Source organism: Rhizobium bangladeshense, assembly GCF_001662075.1.
GTDB lineage: Bacteria > Pseudomonadota > Alphaproteobacteria > Rhizobiales > Rhizobiaceae > Rhizobium > Rhizobium bangladeshense_B.
Window position 1 is genome coordinate 151106 of sequence record NZ_LYPL01000012.1, and the last position, 19394, is coordinate 170499.

Consider the following 19394-nt stretch of genomic DNA (forward strand, 5'->3'; position numbering starts at 1 on the left):
CAAGAAACAGAGGAAGAAAATGGGACAGGATCTGTCTGGAAAGGTCGCGGCCGTCACCGGAGCCGCATCGGGTATCGGCTTGGAATGCGCCAAGACCTTGCTTGCCGCCGGCGCCCGAGTCGTGCTCGTCGACCGAAACGAAGAAGCATTGAAGAAAATCTGCTCGGCGCTCGGTGCCGATGCCATTCCCCAGATCATCGATCTCACGGACCCGAAAAGCGTGGCGCGGATGATGCCTGAGATTCTGGCGAAGGCAGGCCAGCTGGATATTTTTCACGCCAATGCCGGCTCCTATATCGGCGGCGAAGTGCTGACCGGCGACCCCGACGCCTGGGACCGCATGCTCAATCTGAACGTCAATGCTGCCTTCCGATCGGTGCACGCCGTGCTGCCGCATATGGTCGAGCGCAAGACCGGGGATATCATACTGACGAGTTCCGTCGCCGGCATGGTCCCCGTCGTCTGGGAGCCGATCTATACGGCCTCGAAACATGCAGTCCAGGCCTTCGTCCATACGCTGAGGCGGCAGGTGGCCAAACACGGCCTGCGTGTCGGCGCCATCGCCCCGGGCCCCGTCGTCACCGCGCTTCTCAGCGACTGGCCGCAGGAGAAGCTCGATGAGGCGCTCGCCGCCGGCGGCCTGATGGAGGCGAAAGAAGTGGCCGAAGCGGTGCTTTTCATGCTGACGCGGCCACGCAACATCACGATCCGCGATCTCGTCATTCTGCCGCAGAGCACGGATATCTGACGAGGGTGTGCCGGCCTCTCGCAATCATAGAAGGAAACGGACATGATCTTCGATAGGTTTCGACTGGATGGACAGGTGGCGCTTGTGACCGGCGGCACGCGCGGCATCGGGCTTGCAATCGCCGAAGCGCTCGGCGAGGCGGGCGCCAAGGTCCTCATTGCGGGAAGGGCCTGCAATGAGGCGGCGGAAGACCGGCTCGCCAAGGCCGGCGTCGATTGCGATTTCATCGCCGCCGACCTGATGAAAGCCGATGCCGCCGACGCGCTCGTCACCGAGACGCTCTCACGGACCGGCCGGCTCGACATCCTCGTCAACAATGCCGGCATTGCCATTCATGGCGACAGCGGTGAATTCCCCGATGCCATCTGGCGCGAGATCATGACCGTCAATGTCGACTCCGTCTTCCGCGCCTGCCGCGCCGCACTCGCTCCCATGCGGCGCCAGGGCCGCGGCGCCATCCTCAATATCGGCTCGATCTCGGGCATCGTTTCCAACATTCCGCAGAACCAGGTCGCCTACAACAGCTCGAAGGCGGCGGTCCATATGATGACCAAGAGCCTAGCGAGCGAAGTCGCCGCCGAGAACATCCGCGTCAACGCCATCGCCCCCGGCTACATCGAGACCGATCTGTCACGCGGCGGCATAGACAATCCCGACTGGTTCCCGACCTGGCGCAGCATGACCCCGATGGGACGCGTCGGGCAGCCGGAAGAGGTGGCCGGCGCCGCCCTGTTTCTCTGCTCGGCGGCGGCAAGCTATGTCACCGGCGAAGTGCTGGTGATCGATGGCGGTTACACCACGCGATAAACGTCGACGATGGTCTCGGGGAGGGGTCCCTCTGCGTCAATGCTGAGTCGCCTTGCTCTATCAGTCTTTCCGGCGGCGCTCTTATGCTGAGAACCTCGGCCTGACGGCGCGTTTCAGGCGCGGGGCAGTCCCGGCGGCCGCAAATGTTTCCTCAGTGCGGCAATCCTGAAGATGGCGTTGGCGGCGCCATAGCCGCGGTAACCGCGCCGTTCGACGAGCTCGAAGAACAGACCCTCGCCATAGGTCGGGCTGTAGAGCTGGAAATACTCGCCGGCCTCGTCGCGATCATAGAGGATGTTGTTGGCCTTGAGGCGATCGGCGAATTCGGCCTCGAGGCCGAAGCGGGCTTCGAGGTCGTCATAATAGTTCGGCGAGATCGCAAGCGGCACGAAGCCGTTGGCGGCAAGGGCGGCGGCGGTCGCGAAGATGTCGTCAGTCCTGAAGGCGAGATGCTGGATGCCGGAGCCGAAGGTTTCAGCAATGAAGCGGCCGGCCAGCGTGTTGCGGTTTTCCGCCCCGTTCATGGTGATGCGCAAGGATCCTTCCGCATTCTCCACCACCTGGCTGCGGACGATGCCGGAGGGATCGACGATATCGACCATTGGCGTCTTCTCGGCCTCGACGAGTGAGGTATAGAACAGCAGCCAGGTCAAAAGCTCCTCGTATTTCATGGTCTGCGCCATATGGTCGATCGATTGCAACCCGGCCGGCTGCGGAGCGGCTTGGTCTTCGATCGCATCGAATTCGATCTCCCAGATGCGGGAAAGCTCGGTCTTGCGATCGAGGAAATAGAGGACGCCGCCGCCGACGCCGCGCACGGCCGGCATCTCGATCTCGCCGGCATCGAGCGACTGCTCGAAGCGTTCTGCGCCAAGTGCGACGGCGCGCTGCAACGCCGCCTTGGCATCATCAACCATCAGGCCTGCAGCATAGGCCGAGGTGCCGTGCACGGCATAAGAGGCGCTGGCAAAGCCTTTCTGCTCGGTGTTGATGACGAGATTGATCGCGCCCTGTCGGAAGACCGTCACGCGCTTGCTCTTGTGTCTGGCTGCCTTGCGGAAGCCGAGGCTTGCAAACAGCGCCTCGAGCGCCGCCGCCTCGTCCACGTCGGCGGTGAACTCGATGAAGGCGATGCCTTCGACCTTGGCGCGCGGCGGCATGGCCGGCACCGGCAGGGCGCTCTCCGGCTGCTGGCGCTTGACCTGATCGCCGAGATAGATCAGCGAGCGGCGGCCGTCGACGGCAATGGCACTGGCAGATCCGCCGCGGAACTGGTCATTGAAGATCTCCAGCGACAGATAGCCGTCATAACCTGTGGCGGCGACGGCCTTCATGAAGTCGAGCACCGGCAGGTCGCCTTCGCCGGGCATGTTGCGGAAGTGCCGGCTCCAGTAGAGCAGATCCATGTCGATCAGCGGCGCATCGGCGAGCTGGATGATGAAGATCTTCTCCTTCGGGATCGAGCGGATCGAGTTGACGTCGATCTTGCGCGACAGCGTATGAAAACTGTCGAGGATCAGGCCGATATTCGGATGATCGGCCCGCCGGACGATCTCCCAGGCATCGCGGTGATCGTGGATGTGACGGCCCCAGGCAAGCGCCTCGTAGCCGACGCGCAGGCCGCGCCTGGCGGCGCGCTCGCCGAGTTCATGAAAATCCGCCGCCGCCCGGTCGTGACCGCCGAGTGCGGCCGGCGAGACGTTCGAACAGACCAGTACCAGATCGGTGCCCATCTCCTGCATGAGGTCGAATTTGCGTTCGGCCCGGTCGAAGGTGCGGCTGCGCAGCGGCTCCGGCATGCCTTCGAAATCGCGGAACGGCTGGAACAGCGTGATCTCCATGCCGAGATCGCGCACCATGCGGCCGACCTCCTTCGGGCTCTCGTCGAAGATCAGGAAATCATTCTCGAAGATTTCCACCCCGTCGAAGCCGGCTTTGGCGATTGCCTCCAGCTTGTCGAGGAGGTCGCCGCTCAGCGAGACGGTCGCTATCGATGTCTTCATCGCAGAGTCCTTCCGATACGCGTTAAGTCGTCATCGTCTTGAAATGCGCGAGCATACGGCCGGCATCGGGTTCCCTGCCGGTGATCAGTCGAAAGGCGCCGACGGCCTGGAAGACCGCCATGCCGCCGCCGTCGAGCGTCCTGCAGCCCCGCTGCCTCGCCTGCCGCAGAAGCTCGGTTTCCAAGGGAAAATAGACGATCTCAGCGACCCAATGCCCTGGTTCGAGGAGTTCGGGCGGAAGCGGCACGCCGGGATACTTGGCCATGCCCGTCGGCGTCGCATGGATTAGTCCGGATGCACCCTTCATCGCGGCGGCAAGGTCCTTTCCGGCGGTGACCGATGCACCGGGAAAGAGGGCCGACATCGTTTCGGCTAGGTCGAGGGCGCGCTCGTGTTCACGATCGAAGACGGTCAGCCGCTTAAGGCCGAGCATCAGGATCGCATAGGCGGTCGCCACACCCGCCCCGCCGGCGCCAAGCTGCACGGCGGCGGAAAGGTCTGCCTGCGGCAGCCCTTTCCGAAAACTCTCGGCAAAGCCCCACCAATCGGTGTTGTGGCCAAAGCGCCGGCCGTCCTTCAGGACGACGGTGTTGACGGCGCCGAGCGCCCGGGCCTCGGGCGACAACTCCTCGAGCAGGGGAATGACGAGCTGCTTACAGGGATGAGTGATATTGAGACCGGCCAGTCCGCGCGCTTCGGCATCGCCGATCAAACGCGGAAGATCGGCCGGCGAGGCATTCAGCTTGGCGAGATCGATCAGCTCATAATCGTAGTCCAGCCCCTGCGCCGCACCTTCCTTCATATGCATGGCAGGCGTCAGCGAGGCCTGGATGCCGGAGCCGATCAGCCCGGCCTTCAACGGGTTCAGGAGTGTCTCGGCCATGCGCCAGTTCCTGTCTTGCTCGTGATGGGAAAGGCCCGCGGGGTCGCCCGCGGGCCTGATCTGCTTACTTGCCACGAACCGTCTCGAGCTCCTTGAAGAGCTGCGTGACGGTATCGGCGCCGATCTGAGCCGCGAACTTGTCGACCAATGGCTTGACCGCATCGCGCAGCTTCTGCGTCTCTTCGGGGCTGAGTTCGGCGACTTCCATGCCGGTCTTCTTGATTTCCTCGATAGCCTTGGCATCCAGCTCCCTGGAAACCTTGCGCTGATAGTCGCGGGCTTCCGTCGCGGCCGACTGGAAGACTGCCCTTTCCTCATCATTCAAACCGTCCCAGAACTTCTTGCTGATGAGCACGATCTGCGGATTGTACTGGTGACGGGTCACCGTCATGTACTTCTGCACCTCGAAGAACTTGGCGTTGATGATGTTGGCGGCCGGGTTTTCCTGGCCGTCGACGGTGCCGGTTTCGAGCGCGGTATAAAGCTCGGTATAGGGCAGCGGGACTGCATTGGCGCCAAGGCTATTGAAGAGTTCGATCGGGATCGGCGACTGTATGGTGCGGATCTTCAGGCCCTTGATGTCTTCGAGCTTGCTGACCGCATGACGGTTGTTGGTGAGGTTGCGGAAGCCGAGCTCCCAATAGGCGAGACCGACGAGGCCTGTATCGGGCAGAAGCTTCATCAGGCTGGTGCCGAACGCGCCGTCCATCACCTTGTCCGCCTCTTCGCCGCTGTTGAAGAGGAATGGCAGGTCGACGGCGCCGAACTGCTTGACGTTGCTTGCGAGAATGCCGGCGTTGAGCACGGTCATCTCGATGACGCCGCCCTGCAGCGCCGACACCGTCTGGACGTCGCCGCCGAGCACGCCGCCCGGAAACAGCTTGACCTCGATCTTGCCGCCGCTCTTTTCCTTCACCAGCTCGGCGAACTTCTCCATGCCCATGACCTGGGGATGGCCCTTATTGTTGGCGGCAGCGAATTTGAGGCTGTGTTCGCGGATTTCGGCCATTGCTGGGCCGCTTGCCAAGAGGGCAATGGGCAGAGCCAGTCCCAGCGCCAGTTTCGTCAATCTATTCAGCATGTTTTCCTCCCAGGATAGAGCCGGCATCTCCCTCCGGCTGCGTTGAAATTCTATCGCCGTCATCAGCGACATCAGTGTCCGAACCAGGCGACCGGAGCGGTCACCAGCTGCGGGAAAAGGACGAGCAGAAGCAGAACGATCAGTTCGGCGATCATGAAGGGAATGACGCCCTTCATCAGATCCTCCATCGACAGCTTCGAAACGCCGCAAATGACGTTGAGCACCGTGCCGACCGGCGGCGTGATCAGCCCGATCGAATTGTTGATGATGAACAGAACGCCGAAATAGACTGGATCGATGCCCGCCTGCTTGATGATCGGCATCAGCACCGGCGTCATCACCAGGATCGTCGGCGTCATGTCCATGGCGGTGCCGACGACGACGATCAGCACCATGATGGCAAGCAGCAGCAGCGTCTGATTGTCCATCAGCGGTTCGACGAGGGCAGCAAGTTCGCCGGGTACGTCGGCAACCGTGATCAACCAGGCGGAAACGGCGGCGCAGGCCACCAGGAACATCACCACCGAGGTAATTTTCGCGGCCGCGACAAAGACCTCGAACAGCCGCGACGGCGGCAGCTCGCGATAGACGACCATCGAAACGAACAGCGAATAGACCGCCGCGACGACGCCGGCTTCGGTCGGCGTGAACACGCCGAATTTCAGGCCGACGATGATGATGACGGGAAGCATCAGCGCCCAGATGCTTTCGACGAAGGCCTTGATCCGCGCGGCGCCGCTCTGTTTCGGCGGCAGGGCGAATTGTTCCTTGCGGGCGACGATCAGCCAGGTGATGCAAAGAGCCGCCGCGATCAACAGGCCGGGGACAATGCCGGCCAGGAACAGCTTGGTGATCGAAACTCCGCCTATGACGCCATAGAGGATGAAGCCGATCGAGGGCGGGATGATCGGGCCGATGATCGAGGCCGAGGCGAGAAGGCCGCCGGCACGGGCCGGATCATGGCCCGATTTCAACATCATCGGGAAGAGCAGGGCGCCAAGGGCGGCGGCATCGGCGACGGCAGATCCCGAAAGGCTGGATAATACGCAGGCCGCAAAGATCGCGACGAAGCCGAGGCCGCCCCTAATATGGCCGACCATGGCCATGGCGAGATTGACGATACGGCGCGAAAGGCCGCCGGTATTCATGACCTCGCCGGCGAGAAGGAAGAAGGGCACGGCCATCAGCGGGAAGCTGTCCGCGCCGTTCAGCACATTCTGCGCGACGATCTGCGCATCGAACATGCCCAGATACATCATCAGCGCCACGCCTGTTATGATGAGGGCAAAGGCAATCGGCACGCCGAGCGCCATCGGGCCGAGAAGTGCGCCGAGGAAAATGGTGACGGTCATGACGGCCTCCTCAGTGCTTCGGCTTCAGCACGGGAAAAGCCGTGTCGGCGGGATCTTCGAGCGCAGCCTCTTCCTCGCTGTCACGCACGAGCGCCGCCGTCGTCACATCGATGCGGTCGGTGACGATCGCGAAGGCGTCCCACAGAAGGATGAAAAAGGCCGGCACACCGAAGGCAAGTCCGGCGCCGTAGAAGACACCCATCGAAATACCGGTTGCCGGCGCCGACACATGAAGATTGATCAGCGTCTGGGTCCAGCTGCCGCTGATCATCAGCCATGTGGCAGCGAGCATCATGCCATAACCGAGAAGCACGGCGAGTTTGGCGACAGGCTTCGGTAGGCGCGTGATCAGGGAGTCGACGCCGAGATGGGCGTGCTCGCGCATTGCGACCACGGCGCCGAGGAAGGTCAGCCACACGAAAAAAATGCGCGAGAGTTCCTCCGAAGAGGTGATGCCCTGGTTGAAGGCATAACGGAGGACGACATTGCCGAAAACCAGCAGGACCATAGCTGCCAGCAGGAGCGCAATCGCCACCTTCAGCGCGAAGAAATAGAAATCGATGATACGAATCATTCGCTCCTCCAAGCGTGGCCTTGCCCTATCGGCCGACCGTCGTCAGACCCGCCAGGGCGCGTCTTGACCGAAATATTGTCGTCGCGATCAAATCCTCCACTGGTCGCCTCTTCAAAATGTACTAACTAGTTCGTATGTCAAGCGGCATCTATTGAAACATGTCGACAACGTGAATAAGACTGACAGCAATCGGAAACAGAAAAGGCATGCTTAACCGAAGCCGACGACCGAGATTCGATTGACAAAACAATAGATTAGAAAGTGCGGTAGCGAGGTCCATGGCGGAACGGGGCGAAAACGGCCGGAAGAACGATCCACAGCAGACGAAGGAGGACATCCTCCTCGTCGCAACCGAAGAATTCTCGACCCATGGCCTCGCCGGCGCCCGCGTCGACTCGATCGCCGAGAAGACCCGCACCTCGAAACGTATGATTTATTATTATTTCGGCAGCAAGGAGGGGCTCTACCTCGCCGTCTTGGAGCAGTCTTATCGCAAGATCCGCTCGCTGGAATCCGATCTGCATCTCTCCGACCTCGAGCCGGAAGAGGCGTTGCGGACGCTGATCTCGACGACCTTCGATCATGATGAGGCCAATCCGGATTTCGTTCGCCTGGTCAGCATCGAGAACATCCATCACGCCGCCCATATGCTTCGCTCGGAGGCGATCCGCGATCTCAACGTTTCGGTTATCGAAACCATCGCCGGCATATTGGAGCGCGGCTTCGACCAGGGTATCTTCCGGCGCAAGGCCGACCCGATCGACATCCATATGATGATCAGCGCCTTCTGCTTCTTCCGCGTTTCCAATCGTTATACGTTCGGCACGATCTTCAGGCGCAATCTCTCGGACGGCGACACCATCGAACGCCATCGCGGCATGATTGCCGACGCCGTCGTCAGCTATCTGAAAAGCTGAGGGCAGAAGCTCCACCTCAACGCGCGGCGATGGCGCGGGCGGGCAGTCGCCCGCGAACGCGTGTCAGCGCCTAACCTCGAGCGTGTCGACGCCGTTCGTCGTCCGCAAGCAAGGGGCTAAGGAATTAAGAAGGACACTATCGGAATCGCTGTGCACGTCTGGCATTGTGCAGCAGCTCGCAGGCTGTCGCGAAGGGCCCGAAAAGTTTGAGCAGCATCGCTTGTTCCTCGGCATCTATATAGTGACGAGCGCAGAATTCCGTGACGGACCAAACTTTCGTCAGATCGTCCGTTTCGATTTGCCTGGGTTCGATGTGTTCGGTCAACGGCGTGTCCTCCGAACAACAAGACTACGCCCCTGAGGATTTTATAAGAACTAGCTAAAAAGGATTACGAGCAACTATATCCAGGAAGCAAGTATCAGCAACCCGGATGCGAAAACGCCCGCCGATTTTGCGGCGGGCGTCTTGTCTTGCTGATCTATTGCTGCGGATCAAACACCGACGCCGTCGGGATGAGCGTCCGTGCCGATGATGTTGAGCGTAACCTTGGCCGTGTCCGTATTGCCTTCCCCGTCGGAGATCTTGTAGTAGCGGAGAACTTCCGTGTAGGTCACGCCTGCATCCAGATCGGCCGTCAGGTCGTAGGTGAACGTGCCATCCGACTTGACATGGAACGTGCCATAGGTGCCGGCAACGTCGGTTACGGCGTCGGCAGCAGCGTCTACCTTGGTGCTCAGGAACTGGCGCAGGAACATCTTCCCGTTGTCACCGGCAATGTCATTGTCCAGAACGTTGCCGCCGATGGGCTGGCCTTCGGTGAAGTCGTAGGTGTCATCGACCGCAATCGGCTTGACCTGGGTCACGCCCTGGATATTCAGGGTGAACAGGCCCACATCCGTGTGACCGCTGCCGTCAGAAATTTTGTACGATACCTTCTCCTGGAGCAGTTCGCCGTTGGAAAAGCCGATCTTGGCAGCATCGCTCAGAACATAGGTATAGCTGCCGTCCGGCTTTACGAAGAAGGTGCCATACTCACCCTGGATTTCGGTGATCTGGCTCATTCCGCTCTTGGCACCAACACTTGCACCGTCGAAAGCGCGGAGGAACAGGTGACCGTTGTCGGAGGAATCGTTGGACAGAAGATTTCCAGAAATTACGTCGGTTTCTTGAAAAGTTGCACTATCGTCAGTTGCGTGAATCAGGGAAGCCATTAGTTTCTCCTAAAATTGTTTTATCAGTGGGCCATTTTGACCTCAGCGAGCGGCTTCTTTAACAACTTATTAATACTGCAAGTCAATGGGGTATTTAATGCAAGGTTAACATTCATCCATAACGTGCATCAACGTTTCATGAAGCGACCATTACGTTATCTACTTCAGTCAAATTTGAAGCAAATTCGACCGATTTACACCCGGTAAACTTGAAGGAACCTGCCCGGTGACTATACTGCGGCCGCACTCTTCTGACGCTGCTTCTATCCCGGCTGCACACGGTTGCAATCCTGGACACCGGCACCTACCTTAGAGCCGCAGCCGATCTCACCGGACACTCAAGCCGTGCCGACACGGGAATGAACGCAGATGGATCGGCGGCATGCGCCATCCGGGCGCCCCACGGGCAATCCAGCAGCAAGATGATTCTGGCTAGGCCGTCACAGGATTTCTTTTTGAACCTACGAAATATGGCGACTACGGCTGCGGTCGTTGATCGGCCGGCGCAAGGGTCGCGGTGCTGTCCCAAACTGCTGGAGCGTGAAGGGCATTTGCCTCTTTAGCCGCCGTGAATGCAGGCCTGATTGCTTGATAACGCGGCTGACGGAGATCGGCCCACCATCCAAACAAGGAGAATGCGAATGCAGGTACTCGTCAGAGACAACAACGTCGATCAAGCCCTGAGGGCGTTGAAAAAGAAAATGCAGCGCGAAGGACTGTTCCGCGAAATGAAAGAGCGGCGCGCCTATGAAAAGCCGTCCGAGCGCCGCGTCAGAGAAAAAGCCCAGGCGATCAGCCGACAGCGCAAGGCCGCACGCAAGAAGATGCAGCGCGAAGGACTGCTGGCCGGGCGGAAGCAGGCGGCAGCGCGTTGATAGCTTTCCCGAAAGGATAGAAAATGGACGAATTGAATAGCCTTGCCATTTCAGAAGAACGCCTCGAGGATTGCCGTGATGTGGTCGAGCCGGATCTGCAGGATCTGATCCAGCGTGCGCTGACATCGGGCTTTTCACGGGAAGAAATCCTCATAGCCGTTAGCGAACTGGTCGCAGAAGACTTCGCAATGGTCATGGAAACCCCAAGCGTCCATTGAGGAATGAATGGTGACGGGGCAGGAGGATCTCTTTGGTCAGGCCGGCGACCGCTTTCCGGAGGGATTCCGATATTCGCAGGATGTCGTTCCCCCGGATCTGCAGCGCTCCGTTCTCGAAGCGATACCCGCCCTGCCGTTCAAAGCCTTCGACTTCCATGGGTTCGAAGGCAAGCGCAGGACGGTTTCCTTCGGCTGGAAATATGACTTCGACAGTCAGAGCATCAGGAAAGCAGAGCCGATACCGTCATTGCTGCTACCCATTCGTGAGGTCGCGGCAGGTTTCGCGGGAATAGAGGCGGAGGCGCTCGAGCATGCACTCGTGACCGAATACGCACCCAGGGCTCCAATCGGCTGGCACAGGGACAAATTGGTATTCGGCCGTGTCGTTGGCATTTCCCTGCTTTCGTCCTGCACCTTCAGGCTGAGACGTCGGAATGGCGACAAATGGCAAAGGCAATCGCTCGTGCTAGATCCCGGCTCAGCCTATCTTCTGGCCGGCGCGTCAAGAAAGCTCTGGGAACATTCGATCCCGCCCGTCGACGCTCTGCGTTATTCGGTCACCTTCCGGGAGTTGGCGCGGTAAGGCCGGGCACTTCGTTCAGGTTGGGTAGCTGACACCTTGACGAAATCGATGAAGGCGCGGAGCGGTGCGGGCACCAGACGCCGTCCGGGATAATAGAGAAACGGCCCGGAAAAGCGCTGCCACCAGGGTTCGAGAATGGGCTCGAGAACGCCACTGTCAAAATACGGGCGCAGCCAATCTTCGAAAATGGTGATCACGCCCGTGCCCGCTATGGCGGCGTCGACAGACAGATCGGTTGCTCCGCCGACTTTGACAATCAGTGGTCCTGATGGTTCGACCCGCACCACTTCGCCGTCCCGCTCATATTCCCAAGGCGTCGTCAGCGCGCCGCTGTCAAAACGGCCCAGCAGGCAGGCATGGTCGAGGAGTTCGCTCGGATGTTGCGGCCGGCCATGGCGGTCGAGATAGTCGGGGGACGCGGCAGTGGCAAAGCGCTGCTGGCGCGGCCCGATCGCTATTGCGATCATATCCTGCTCCAGCCGCTCGTCGTAACGGATGCCGGCATCGCATCCGGCAGCAAGCACGTCGACGAAGCTCTCCTCGGCGACGATCTCGAGGCGAATATCGGGATAGGCGGCGAGGAATGGGGGAACGATGGCTGGCAGCACCAGGCGCGCCGCGCTGACCGGCACATTAAGCCGCAGCGAACCGGCCGGCCTGTCGCGAAATCGGTTGACCACGTCGAGCGCGGCCTCCACCTCCGTCAAGGCAGGGCCAAGCCGTTCCAGCAAGCCTTTGCCTGCGTCGGTTGGAACGACGCTACGCGTCGTGCGGTTGAGCAGCCTAACGCCGAGCTCAGCCTCCAGGCGACGCACCGCCTCGCTCAAGAAGGAGGCGCTGCTGCCGCCGGCACGCGCCGCCTCGCGAAAACCACGGGCCCGGGCCACCGAGACAAAGGCGTTGAGATCACTTAGATCTGCTTTCACTGTTCGCCACTCCGCACGGCCTGTACAGATTATACCCAATTTTCACACGCGCTGCCAAGGCTTAATCTTGACCTCATTCTCTTGAAAGGAGTGAGATCATGTCCATTATCGATCAGTCCGGCACCTTCGATCTCGGTGACCGCAGCGTGAAACGGCTTGGCTACGGCGCCATGCAACTCGCTGGGCCTGGCGTGTTCGGCCCGCCCAGAGATCGTGGTGCTGCCCTGGCGGTGCTGCGCGAGGCGGTCGCGAGCGGTGTAAACCACATCGACACCAGCGACTTCTACGGCCCGCACGTGACCAACCAGATCATCCGCGAAGCGCTTCATCCCTATCGCGACGATCTCGTCATCGTCACCAAGGTCGGCGCACGGCGCGGCGCGGACGGGTCGTGGAATTCAGCCTTCTCGCGCGAGGATCTGACTCAGGCCGTGCATGACAACCTCCGCAATCTGCGCCTTGACGTGCTTGACCTCGTCAACCTCAGGATCATGTTCGACGCGCATGGCCCTGCCGAAGGGTCGATAGAAGCGCCCCTGACGGTGCTTGCCGATCTTCAGCGGCAAGGCCTTGTCCGCCACGTGGGCTTAAGCAACGCCACACCGAGACAGATCGCCGAAGGCCGCGGAATCACCAAGATCGTCTGCGTGCAGAACCACTACAATTTGGCGCATCGGGCCGACGATCGGCTCATCGACGACCTCACCCGCGAGGGCGCCGCCTACGTGCCGTTCTTCCCGCTCGGCGGATTCACACCGCTGCAGTCGTCCACGCTCTCCGATGTCGCCGCACGCCTCGACGCCACGCCGATACAGGTGGCTCTCGCCTGGCTGCTGCGTCGGGCACCAAACATCCTGCTGATTCCCGGCACCTCATCCGTCGGCCATCTCAGGGAAAACCTCGCCGCCGCCCGCCTCGTGCTGCCCGATGAGGCCATTGAGGAATTGAACCGGATGGCCGATATCGCCGCCTGACGACATGTGATGGCCGCAGACGGTCTACGGCTACGCCACGCCTCGCGCGGCGTAGCCGGCGGACTGCGGATTATCGATGTTTCGGCAAGCCGCCTGCATGTGGCTCGGTGTGAGGCCAGATCAAAAATCCGAGGCGATTAAAAGAGCCTTGCGTGGCAAGCGGCATGGCCGCATCAGGACGACTTCCCGATGATAAGTTCATAGGCCACGAACGCCGCCGACATCATCAGAAAAACCCCGATTGCCAGGGGATAATTGGCCGCCGTGTTCGGATCGATCAACTTGGGGATGCCGATCACGCTGCCGGCCGCCAAGACTGCCGACAGCGCGACCTCCTGGACAATCAATCTCGAACGGCGTGTCATGATCGACCTCCCGTCGCTCGGCCTTCTCCGCCAACCGGAGCGGAGCCTGGTCCTTTGCCTCACCGGGGCAAGCTTAGAGCAATCAGGAGCGGTATCAAGGTCAATTCGGCAATTTATGCGAGGCAAAGCGCGTGATCCCCCCAAGGATCATCCAGTGAAACCAGGGACCATCCGGTCCCTGCTTTCGATGCTGCGGCAGCTGACCCGTCGCGCCATTGCCTTCAATAACGTTCCGGCACATACATATCCGGCGGAACGGGCGCTCTGTTGTAATCGGCGTGACGGATACGATCCGGCAGCTGAATCTCCGGCTTCGGAACATCTTCATAGGGGATCTGTTCGAGAAGGTGCGCGATGCAGTTCAGTCGCGCCCGTTTCTTGTCGACGGCCTGCACCACCCACCAGGGCGCTTCCTTTGTGTGTGTGCGCGCCAGCATGTCTTCCTTGGCTTTGGTATATTCCTCCCAATGGACACGGCTTTCCATATCCATTGGCGAAAGCTTCCACTGCTTCAGCGGATCGTGGATGCGCATCTTGAAGCGGAATTCCTGTTCCTCGTCGGTGATCGAGAACCAGTATTTGATCAGCACGATGCCGGAACGGACGAGCATGCGTTCGAACTCCGGCACCGAGCGGAAGAATTCCTCGAGTTCATCGGGGGTGCAGAACCCCATCACCCGCTCGACGCCGGCACGGTTGTACCAGCTGCGGTCGAAGAGCACGATCTCGCCGGCGGTGGGAAGGTGCGGGACGTAACGCTGGAAATACCATTGATAGCGCTCGCGCTCGGTCGGGGCGGGCAAGGCGACGGTTCGGCAGACGCGCGGGTTGAGCCTTTGGGTCACGCGTTTGATCGCGCCCCCCTTGCCGGCTGAATCGCGGCCTTCGAAAAGCACGACCACCTTCAGCTTCTTGTGCTGAACCCAGTCCTGCAGCCGCACAAGCTCGTGCTGCAGCCGGAAAAGTTCCCGGAAATAGATCCTTCGATCGAGCGTCTGCTCCGCCGGTTGGGTCATTCCTTCGACGACTAGATCGTCCAGCCGGTCCTCCTCCATCTGCATTTCCAGCTCCTCATCGAAGCTGTCGGCGATTTCGGCCTTTATCCGGTTGAGTTGGTCCTGCTGTGATTGAGACATGGGTTTTCCTTCCTGCTTTGTTGACAGGAGCATGTCAGTGCGAAGCATATATGACGACCACTGATCGAATTGAAACGGTTACCCGCGTCTGTCGTTCCAAGCGCCCCTTACAACAGCCCCGCCCGATACTGGTCGACAAGGTTGCGGCAGGCGCGGACAGTCAGCGCCATGACGGTGAGCGTCGTGCCGGCGATGCCGCTGCCGGGGAAGGCGCTGGCGTCGGTAACAATGAGGTTCGGGGTATCCCAGACCTGGTTGAAGGGATTGAGTACCGACGCCTCCGGGCTTTCGCCCATGCGGGCACCGCCGGTTTCATGGATGGCCGCGCCCATGCACATGGTCTTGCGGAACCATGTGCGGAACATGAAGCGGCTAAAGGCGTCGGCATCGGGAAAGGCGCCCTTGCCCATCTCCTTGAGGCCGGTGGGCGAGCCGATGAATTCGAGCTCGCCGCCGATCTTGCTCACCATGGCGATCAGCGTCTCCTCCTGCCGGCGGAGCAGCGCCTGCTCCTCCGCCTGCATGACGCAGCGGATATGCGGCACGGGAATGTTCCAGGCGTCCTTGCGCCTGATATCGAGGGTAATGCGGTTGTCGTCATAGGGCAGCATGCGGCCGAAACCGAAGAAAGCGAGACGCGCATCGGTGTCCCCGGAAACAGGTGCCCGGCCGACGCTGCCCTGGAAGTCGAAATCGCCGCGGGCGGCGTCACCCTCGCCGAAGCGGGGGATGAAGATTCCGCCCGACGGGTTGTAAAACGGGTCGGCCGGAGCGGATTCGTCGGGCGCCCAGCCCTTCGCCTTCGAAAAGGATCCGAAGGCGAGGCAGGGAAGCTGATCCATGAAATAGCGGCCGAGCGCGCCAGAGCTGTTGCCGAGCCCGTCAGGATGGCGTGCCGACGCCGAATTCAACAGCAGCCGCACGCTCTCGATCGGCGAGGCCGACAGCACCACGGTCGCGGCGCGGGCGGTCGATATCTCCCCCGTATTGCGATCGATGAATTCCGCACCGGTGGCGCGGCCGGTTTTCTCGTCGGTGGTGATCCGGCGAACGACGGCGTCGTGGCGGACCGTCAGCCGGCCGGTGGCCTCGGCGTCCCTGAGCGGCCGCGGCATGCGTTCGGCGTCCGGCGCGATGTAGCGCCAGGAAACGACGCGCCTCTCCGGCCAGCGGCTTTCAACCGCTTGCTTGAATATCTGTTCGGCGGGCGTCAGGCTTGCCGGTTTGGCATAGATGCCGTCCGGCAGGGTCGGCGCATCGTCCTTATTCCCGTAGAGCCCGAGATAGGTCTCCACCTCGTCGTAGAAAGGTACGAGCTCGTCATAGGAGACCGGCCAGTCCACGCCCTTTCCAGAGCGTGACCGGATCTTGAAATCATCGTCGGTCCAGCGCAACAGCACGCGGCCGAAACTGTGCAGCCGCCCGCCGCCCTGGCGGCCCCGGATCCACAGGAAAGGCTCGCCCTTCGGCGTCGTATAGGGGTTCTTGCGGTCGTTGACGAAGAAGTGGCTGAAGCGCTCGGTAAAGAAGGCTGCACGCGCCTGGATCGGCTGCCCCTTGATCGTGGCGCGGGCACGCTCCCAGATATTGATGCTGCTGGCCGGCTCTTTCTTGCGCGCCGGGTCGAAATCCCTAAGCCCGACGGCGGGACCGGCCTCCAGAAGCAGCACCGACAGTCCTTGCGCCGTCAGTTCTTTGACCGCGAAGGAACCCGCCGCGCCGGAGCCGATCACCAGCGCATCATGGACGATCTCAGACATGTCTTTTCAATTCCTGTCCTGAAGCGATTGCTCAAAATGGCGCAGAGCGCTTCGGCAATTGCGAGAAAACAAAGCGACGGCCCATCAGAGCCGCGATCCGTCGGCGCCGAAGAGCGACGCCTTGGCGATATCCAGCCCAGGAGCCACGGCATCGCCCGGCTGCAGGGCCACGTCACCCATCAGCCTGAGCGAGAGGCTTTGATCGGCCCACTCGAACCAGACGACCGCGTCCGACCCCATAGGCTCGATGACGGAAACGCGGCCGGGAATGGTGGGCAGGCCGGCTGCCGGTCTGTCGAGCGCGAGATGCTCAGGGCGAAATCCAAGCGTTGCCGGTCCTTCCGCCGCAGCGGCTTGAGAGGAATAACCGGAGAGATCGACTGCGAGCCCCTTGCTCCGAAAGACCGGCGCGCTGTCGCCGCGCTCGATGCGGCCTTCGACGAAGTTCATCGCCGGCGCGCCGATAAAACCGGCGACGAAGAGGTTTGCCGGGCGGCGATAGATCTCAGCCGGCGAGGCAAGCTGCTGGATGACGCCGTCGCGCATGATGGCGATGCGATCGGCAAGGGCCTCGACCTGATCATGGGTCACATAGATCATCGTGTTGCCGAGACGCTGATGCAGCTTCTTGATCTCGACGCGCAATTCATTGCGCAGCTTGGCGTCGAGGTTCGACAACGGTTCGTCGAAGAGAAAGACATCGACTTCGCGCACCAGCGCCCTGCCAATGGCCACACGCTGACGCTGGCCGCCGGAGAGTTCGGCCGGGCGCCTATCGAGCAGCGTGTCGAGATGAAGGAGAGCGGCGGTGCGGGCGACACGGGCCTCGATCTCGGCCGTCGGCAGGCCGGCAACGCGAAGGCCGAAGGAGAGGTTTTTGCGAACCGACATGCGCGGGTAGAGCGCGTAGGACTGGAACACCATGCCGATGCCGCGGTCCTTCGGCTCCTCCCAGCTGACGTTCTTGCCCGAGATCCATATCTCGCCGGCAGCAATGTCCTGCAGCCCGGCAATGGCGTTCAGCAGCGTGGACTTGCCGCAGCCGGAAGGGCCGAGCAGCACCAGGAACTCCTGCGGGGCAATATCGATCGACATTTTTTCGATCACCGTATGGTGGCCATAGGCGATCTTCAGATCCTTGACGGAGACGGCGGATTGCATGGAAGCGTTACCCCTTGACTGCGCCGGCGGCGATGCCGCGCACGAACCAGCGACCGGACAGGAAATAGATGGCAAGCGGAACGATGGCGGTCAGGATCGTCGCCGCCATGTTCACATTGTAGGTGCGCTCGCCCATTGTCGTGTTGACAATATTGTTGAGCTGGACGGTCATCGGCAGGTTGTCGCGCCCGGCAAAGACGAGACCGAGCAGGAAATCGTTCCAGATGCCGGTGAACTGCAGCATCGAGACCACGACGATTATCGGCACTGCGATCGGCAGCATGATCTCGAAAAAAATGCGCCAGAAACCGGCGCCATCGACGCGCGCCGCCTTGCAGAGCTCTTCCGGCACGCTGACGAAATAGTTGCGGAAAAGCAGCGTCACCAGCGGCAGACCGAAGATGACATGTACGAGAATGATGCCGGCAAGCGAGTTGTAGAGCTCGATATTCGCCATCGCCCGGACCATCGGATAGAGGAAGATCTGGTAGGGGATGAGGCCGCCGGCCATCAGCAGGCCGAAGAGCAGGTTTGCCCCGCGCGGCCGCCATAGCGACAGCGCATAGCCGTTGACGGCGCCGACAAAGACCGAGAGCGCGACTGCGGGAAGGGTGATTGCCACTGAATTCCAGAAGCCGCTGCGAATGCCGACGCAGACGGTTCCCATGCAGGCGCCTGACCAGGCGGTCGCCCAGGCGGAGAAATCGAGTCTAGCCGGCAGCGCGAAGATCTGCCCGAGCCGGATTTCGTCCATGGACTTCAGCGAGGTGACGACCATGGTGTAGAGCGGCAGAAGGAAGAAAAGTGCTGCGACGACCAGGAAGGCGTAGAGGCCGATGCGCCCGGAGGTGAGCCGTGCCGGCTTCGGGCCGTTCGGATGAGGACCGGCCATCAGGCGGCTCCCTTCGCTCTTGCGCGCATATGCATCGCATAGCGGAAAGGGGCGACCGCGATGATCACGCCGAGGACGAGCACCGTCGCGCCAGCTGTGGCAAGCCCGAGATTCTGGCGCCCGAACAGATTGTCCATGATGAATTTCGCGGGCACCTCAGTCGCATTGCCGGGGCCGCCATTGGTCATGGCGACGACGATGTCGTAGGTCTTGATCACGCCCATGGCGAGCAGCATGCCGGCCGCCGCCAGCGCCGGCCCGAGCTGGGGCAGGATGATCGAGACATAGATCCGCCAGACGGGAATGCCGTCGATCCGTGCCGCCTTCCATTGCTCGGTCTCGATGCCTCGCATGCCGGCAAGCGCAATGACCATGACGAGCCCCGCACCCTGCCAGACGCCGGCAAGCACCAGCGCGTAGATCGCCATGTCGCGATTGACCACCCAATCAAGGACGAAGCTTTCCCAGCCGAGCGACCGCACGCTCGCCTGGATGCCGAGCGTCGGATTGAGCATCCATTGCCAGATCAGCCCGGTCACCACGAAGGACATGGCGTAGGGATAGAGAAATATGGTCCTGAATGCGCTTTCGAAGCGGATCTTGCGGTCGAGCGCGGCGGCCAGCAGAAAGCCGAGCAGCAGACAGCCGGCGACGTAAAGCACGCCGAAGATCAGCACGTTCTGCAGCGATGCGAGCCATTTGGCGGAAGAGAACAGCTTCGAATACTGCGCAAGGCCGACATAGGTCGAGGACGGAAACAGCGTCGAATTGGTGAAGGACAGTCTGATCGACCAGGCCATGGTGCCGATGAAGACCACCACCGCGACGAACCATGTCGGCAGCAGCGCGATAGTGGCGGAAAGATTGGGCTTGCGTTTGATGGACATCGGCCAGCTCTCGACAGATGAAAGGGGCGCGCCGCCGTTG

The 19394-nt window shown here is 61.2% G+C and carries 21 protein-coding genes; 7 read left to right on the forward strand and 14 right to left on the reverse strand.

The features are described 5' to 3' along the window. Nucleotides 1–19 precede the first annotated feature (19 nt). Nucleotides 20–748 carry an SDR family oxidoreductase gene (locus A7X77_RS22590; protein ID WP_064685066.1) on the forward strand — a complete coding sequence of 243 codons (729 nt, stop codon included), beginning with the start codon at nt 20–22 and terminating at the stop codon, nt 746–748. 42 nt (nt 749–790) lie between these two features. Beyond that, complete coding sequence (locus A7X77_RS22595; protein WP_064685067.1) at nt 791–1555, forward strand: SDR family NAD(P)-dependent oxidoreductase; 765 nt, start codon at nt 791–793, stop codon at nt 1553–1555. A gap of 113 nt (nt 1556–1668) precedes the next feature. Here the strand turns inward: A7X77_RS22595 and A7X77_RS22600 are convergent, their stop codons facing one another. The 5 genes from A7X77_RS22600 to A7X77_RS22620 form a co-directional block, all read right to left on the reverse strand. Next, nucleotides 1669–3558, reverse strand: a complete 1890-nt coding sequence (locus A7X77_RS22600) for a bifunctional sugar phosphate isomerase/epimerase/4-hydroxyphenylpyruvate dioxygenase family protein (RefSeq protein ID WP_064685068.1) — start codon at nt 3556–3558, stop codon at nt 1669–1671. Between the two features lie 22 nt (nt 3559–3580). After that, a complete protein-coding gene (locus A7X77_RS22605; protein WP_064685069.1) occupies nt 3581–4441 on the reverse strand; it encodes a shikimate dehydrogenase in 861 nt (286 codons plus the stop codon). 64 nt (nt 4442–4505) lie between these two features. Continuing rightward, a complete protein-coding gene (locus tag A7X77_RS22610; RefSeq protein WP_064685070.1) occupies nt 4506–5522 on the reverse strand; it encodes a TRAP transporter substrate-binding protein in 1017 nt (338 codons plus the stop codon). A gap of 71 nt (nt 5523–5593) precedes the next feature. Further along, a complete protein-coding gene (locus tag A7X77_RS22615; RefSeq protein ID WP_064685071.1) occupies nt 5594–6874 on the reverse strand; it encodes a TRAP transporter large permease subunit in 1281 nt (426 codons plus the stop codon). Nucleotides 6875–6884: 10 nt separating this feature from the next. Beyond that, entirely contained in the window at nt 6885–7448 is a 564-nt protein-coding gene (locus A7X77_RS22620) for a TRAP transporter small permease (protein WP_064685072.1), read from the reverse strand. A 278-nt stretch (nt 7449–7726) separates the two neighbouring features. Between A7X77_RS22620 and A7X77_RS22625 the strand changes: the two genes are divergently transcribed. Beyond that, nucleotides 7727–8365, forward strand: a complete 639-nt coding sequence (locus A7X77_RS22625) for a TetR/AcrR family transcriptional regulator (RefSeq protein WP_064685073.1) — start codon at nt 7727–7729, stop codon at nt 8363–8365. 136 nt (nt 8366–8501) lie between these two features. Here the strand turns inward: A7X77_RS22625 and A7X77_RS34080 are convergent, their stop codons facing one another. Both A7X77_RS34080 and A7X77_RS22635 read right to left on the reverse strand, forming a co-directional pair. Further along, the gene (locus tag A7X77_RS34080) at nt 8502–8690 is read right to left on the reverse strand and encodes a hypothetical protein (protein WP_064685074.1); all 189 of its coding nucleotides are present in this window, start codon (nt 8688–8690) and stop codon (nt 8502–8504) included. 167 nt (nt 8691–8857) lie between these two features. Further along, nucleotides 8858–9577, reverse strand: a complete 720-nt coding sequence (locus tag A7X77_RS22635) for an Ig-like domain-containing protein (RefSeq protein ID WP_064685075.1) — start codon at nt 9575–9577, stop codon at nt 8858–8860. 641 nt (nt 9578–10218) lie between these two features. Between A7X77_RS22635 and rpsU the strand changes: the two genes are divergently transcribed. Genes rpsU through A7X77_RS22650 form a run of 3 tightly spaced genes read left to right on the forward strand, consistent with a single transcriptional unit; the run spans nt 10219 to nt 11253 of the window. Further along, nucleotides 10219–10452, forward strand: coding sequence for a 30S ribosomal protein S21 (gene rpsU / locus A7X77_RS22640; protein WP_010027648.1), 234 nt, complete (start codon nt 10219–10221; stop codon nt 10450–10452). Between the two features lie 23 nt (nt 10453–10475). Next, the gene (locus tag A7X77_RS22645; RefSeq protein WP_064685076.1) at nt 10476–10670 is read left to right on the forward strand and encodes a hypothetical protein; all 195 of its coding nucleotides are present in this window, start codon (nt 10476–10478) and stop codon (nt 10668–10670) included. A 7-nt stretch (nt 10671–10677) separates the two neighbouring features. Continuing rightward, nucleotides 10678–11253 carry an alpha-ketoglutarate-dependent dioxygenase AlkB gene (locus A7X77_RS22650; RefSeq protein ID WP_064685077.1) on the forward strand — a complete coding sequence of 192 codons (576 nt, stop codon included), beginning with the start codon at nt 10678–10680 and terminating at the stop codon, nt 11251–11253. Here A7X77_RS22650 and A7X77_RS22655 read toward each other — a convergent pair. Further along, nucleotides 11220–12179, reverse strand: coding sequence for a LysR family transcriptional regulator (locus tag A7X77_RS22655; RefSeq protein ID WP_064685078.1), 960 nt, complete (start codon nt 12177–12179; stop codon nt 11220–11222). The two genes, A7X77_RS22650 and A7X77_RS22655, sit on opposite strands and share 34 nt — an antisense overlap. Nucleotides 12180–12277: 98 nt before the next feature. Between A7X77_RS22655 and A7X77_RS22660 the strand changes: the two genes are divergently transcribed. Then, nucleotides 12278–13153 (forward strand): aldo/keto reductase family oxidoreductase, encoded by an 876-nt coding sequence (locus A7X77_RS22660; protein WP_064685079.1) that lies wholly within the window; start codon nt 12278–12280, stop codon nt 13151–13153. 173 nt (nt 13154–13326) lie between these two features. Here the strand turns inward: A7X77_RS22660 and A7X77_RS22665 are convergent, their stop codons facing one another. The 6 genes from A7X77_RS22665 to A7X77_RS22690 all read right to left on the reverse strand — a co-directional run bounded on the left by A7X77_RS22665 (nt 13327) and on the right by A7X77_RS22690 (nt 19354). Continuing rightward, nucleotides 13327–13518 (reverse strand): hypothetical protein, encoded by a 192-nt coding sequence (locus A7X77_RS22665; RefSeq protein WP_064685080.1) that lies wholly within the window; start codon nt 13516–13518, stop codon nt 13327–13329. Nucleotides 13519–13739: 221 nt separating this feature from the next. Next, nucleotides 13740–14654: a polyphosphate kinase 2 gene (gene ppk2 / locus A7X77_RS22670; protein ID WP_064685081.1), complete on the reverse strand. Its 915-nt coding sequence runs from the start codon at nt 14652–14654 to the stop codon at nt 13740–13742. 107 nt (nt 14655–14761) lie between these two features. Beyond that, nucleotides 14762–16414 (reverse strand): GMC oxidoreductase, encoded by a 1653-nt coding sequence (locus A7X77_RS22675; protein ID WP_064685082.1) that lies wholly within the window; start codon nt 16412–16414, stop codon nt 14762–14764. Nucleotides 16415–16498: 84 nt separating this feature from the next. Then, nucleotides 16499–17575, reverse strand: coding sequence for an ABC transporter ATP-binding protein (locus A7X77_RS22680; protein WP_064685083.1), 1077 nt, complete (start codon nt 17573–17575; stop codon nt 16499–16501). 7 nt (nt 17576–17582) lie between these two features. Then, on the reverse strand, nt 17583–18467 hold the full coding sequence (locus tag A7X77_RS22685; protein ID WP_064685084.1) for a carbohydrate ABC transporter permease: 885 nt from the start codon (nt 18465–18467) through the stop codon (nt 17583–17585). Then, nucleotides 18467–19354 carry a carbohydrate ABC transporter permease gene (locus A7X77_RS22690; RefSeq protein WP_064685085.1) on the reverse strand — a complete coding sequence of 296 codons (888 nt, stop codon included), beginning with the start codon at nt 19352–19354 and terminating at the stop codon, nt 18467–18469. Before A7X77_RS22690 ends, A7X77_RS22685 begins: the two co-directional genes overlap by 1 nt. Nucleotides 19355–19394: the final 40 nt, after the last annotated feature.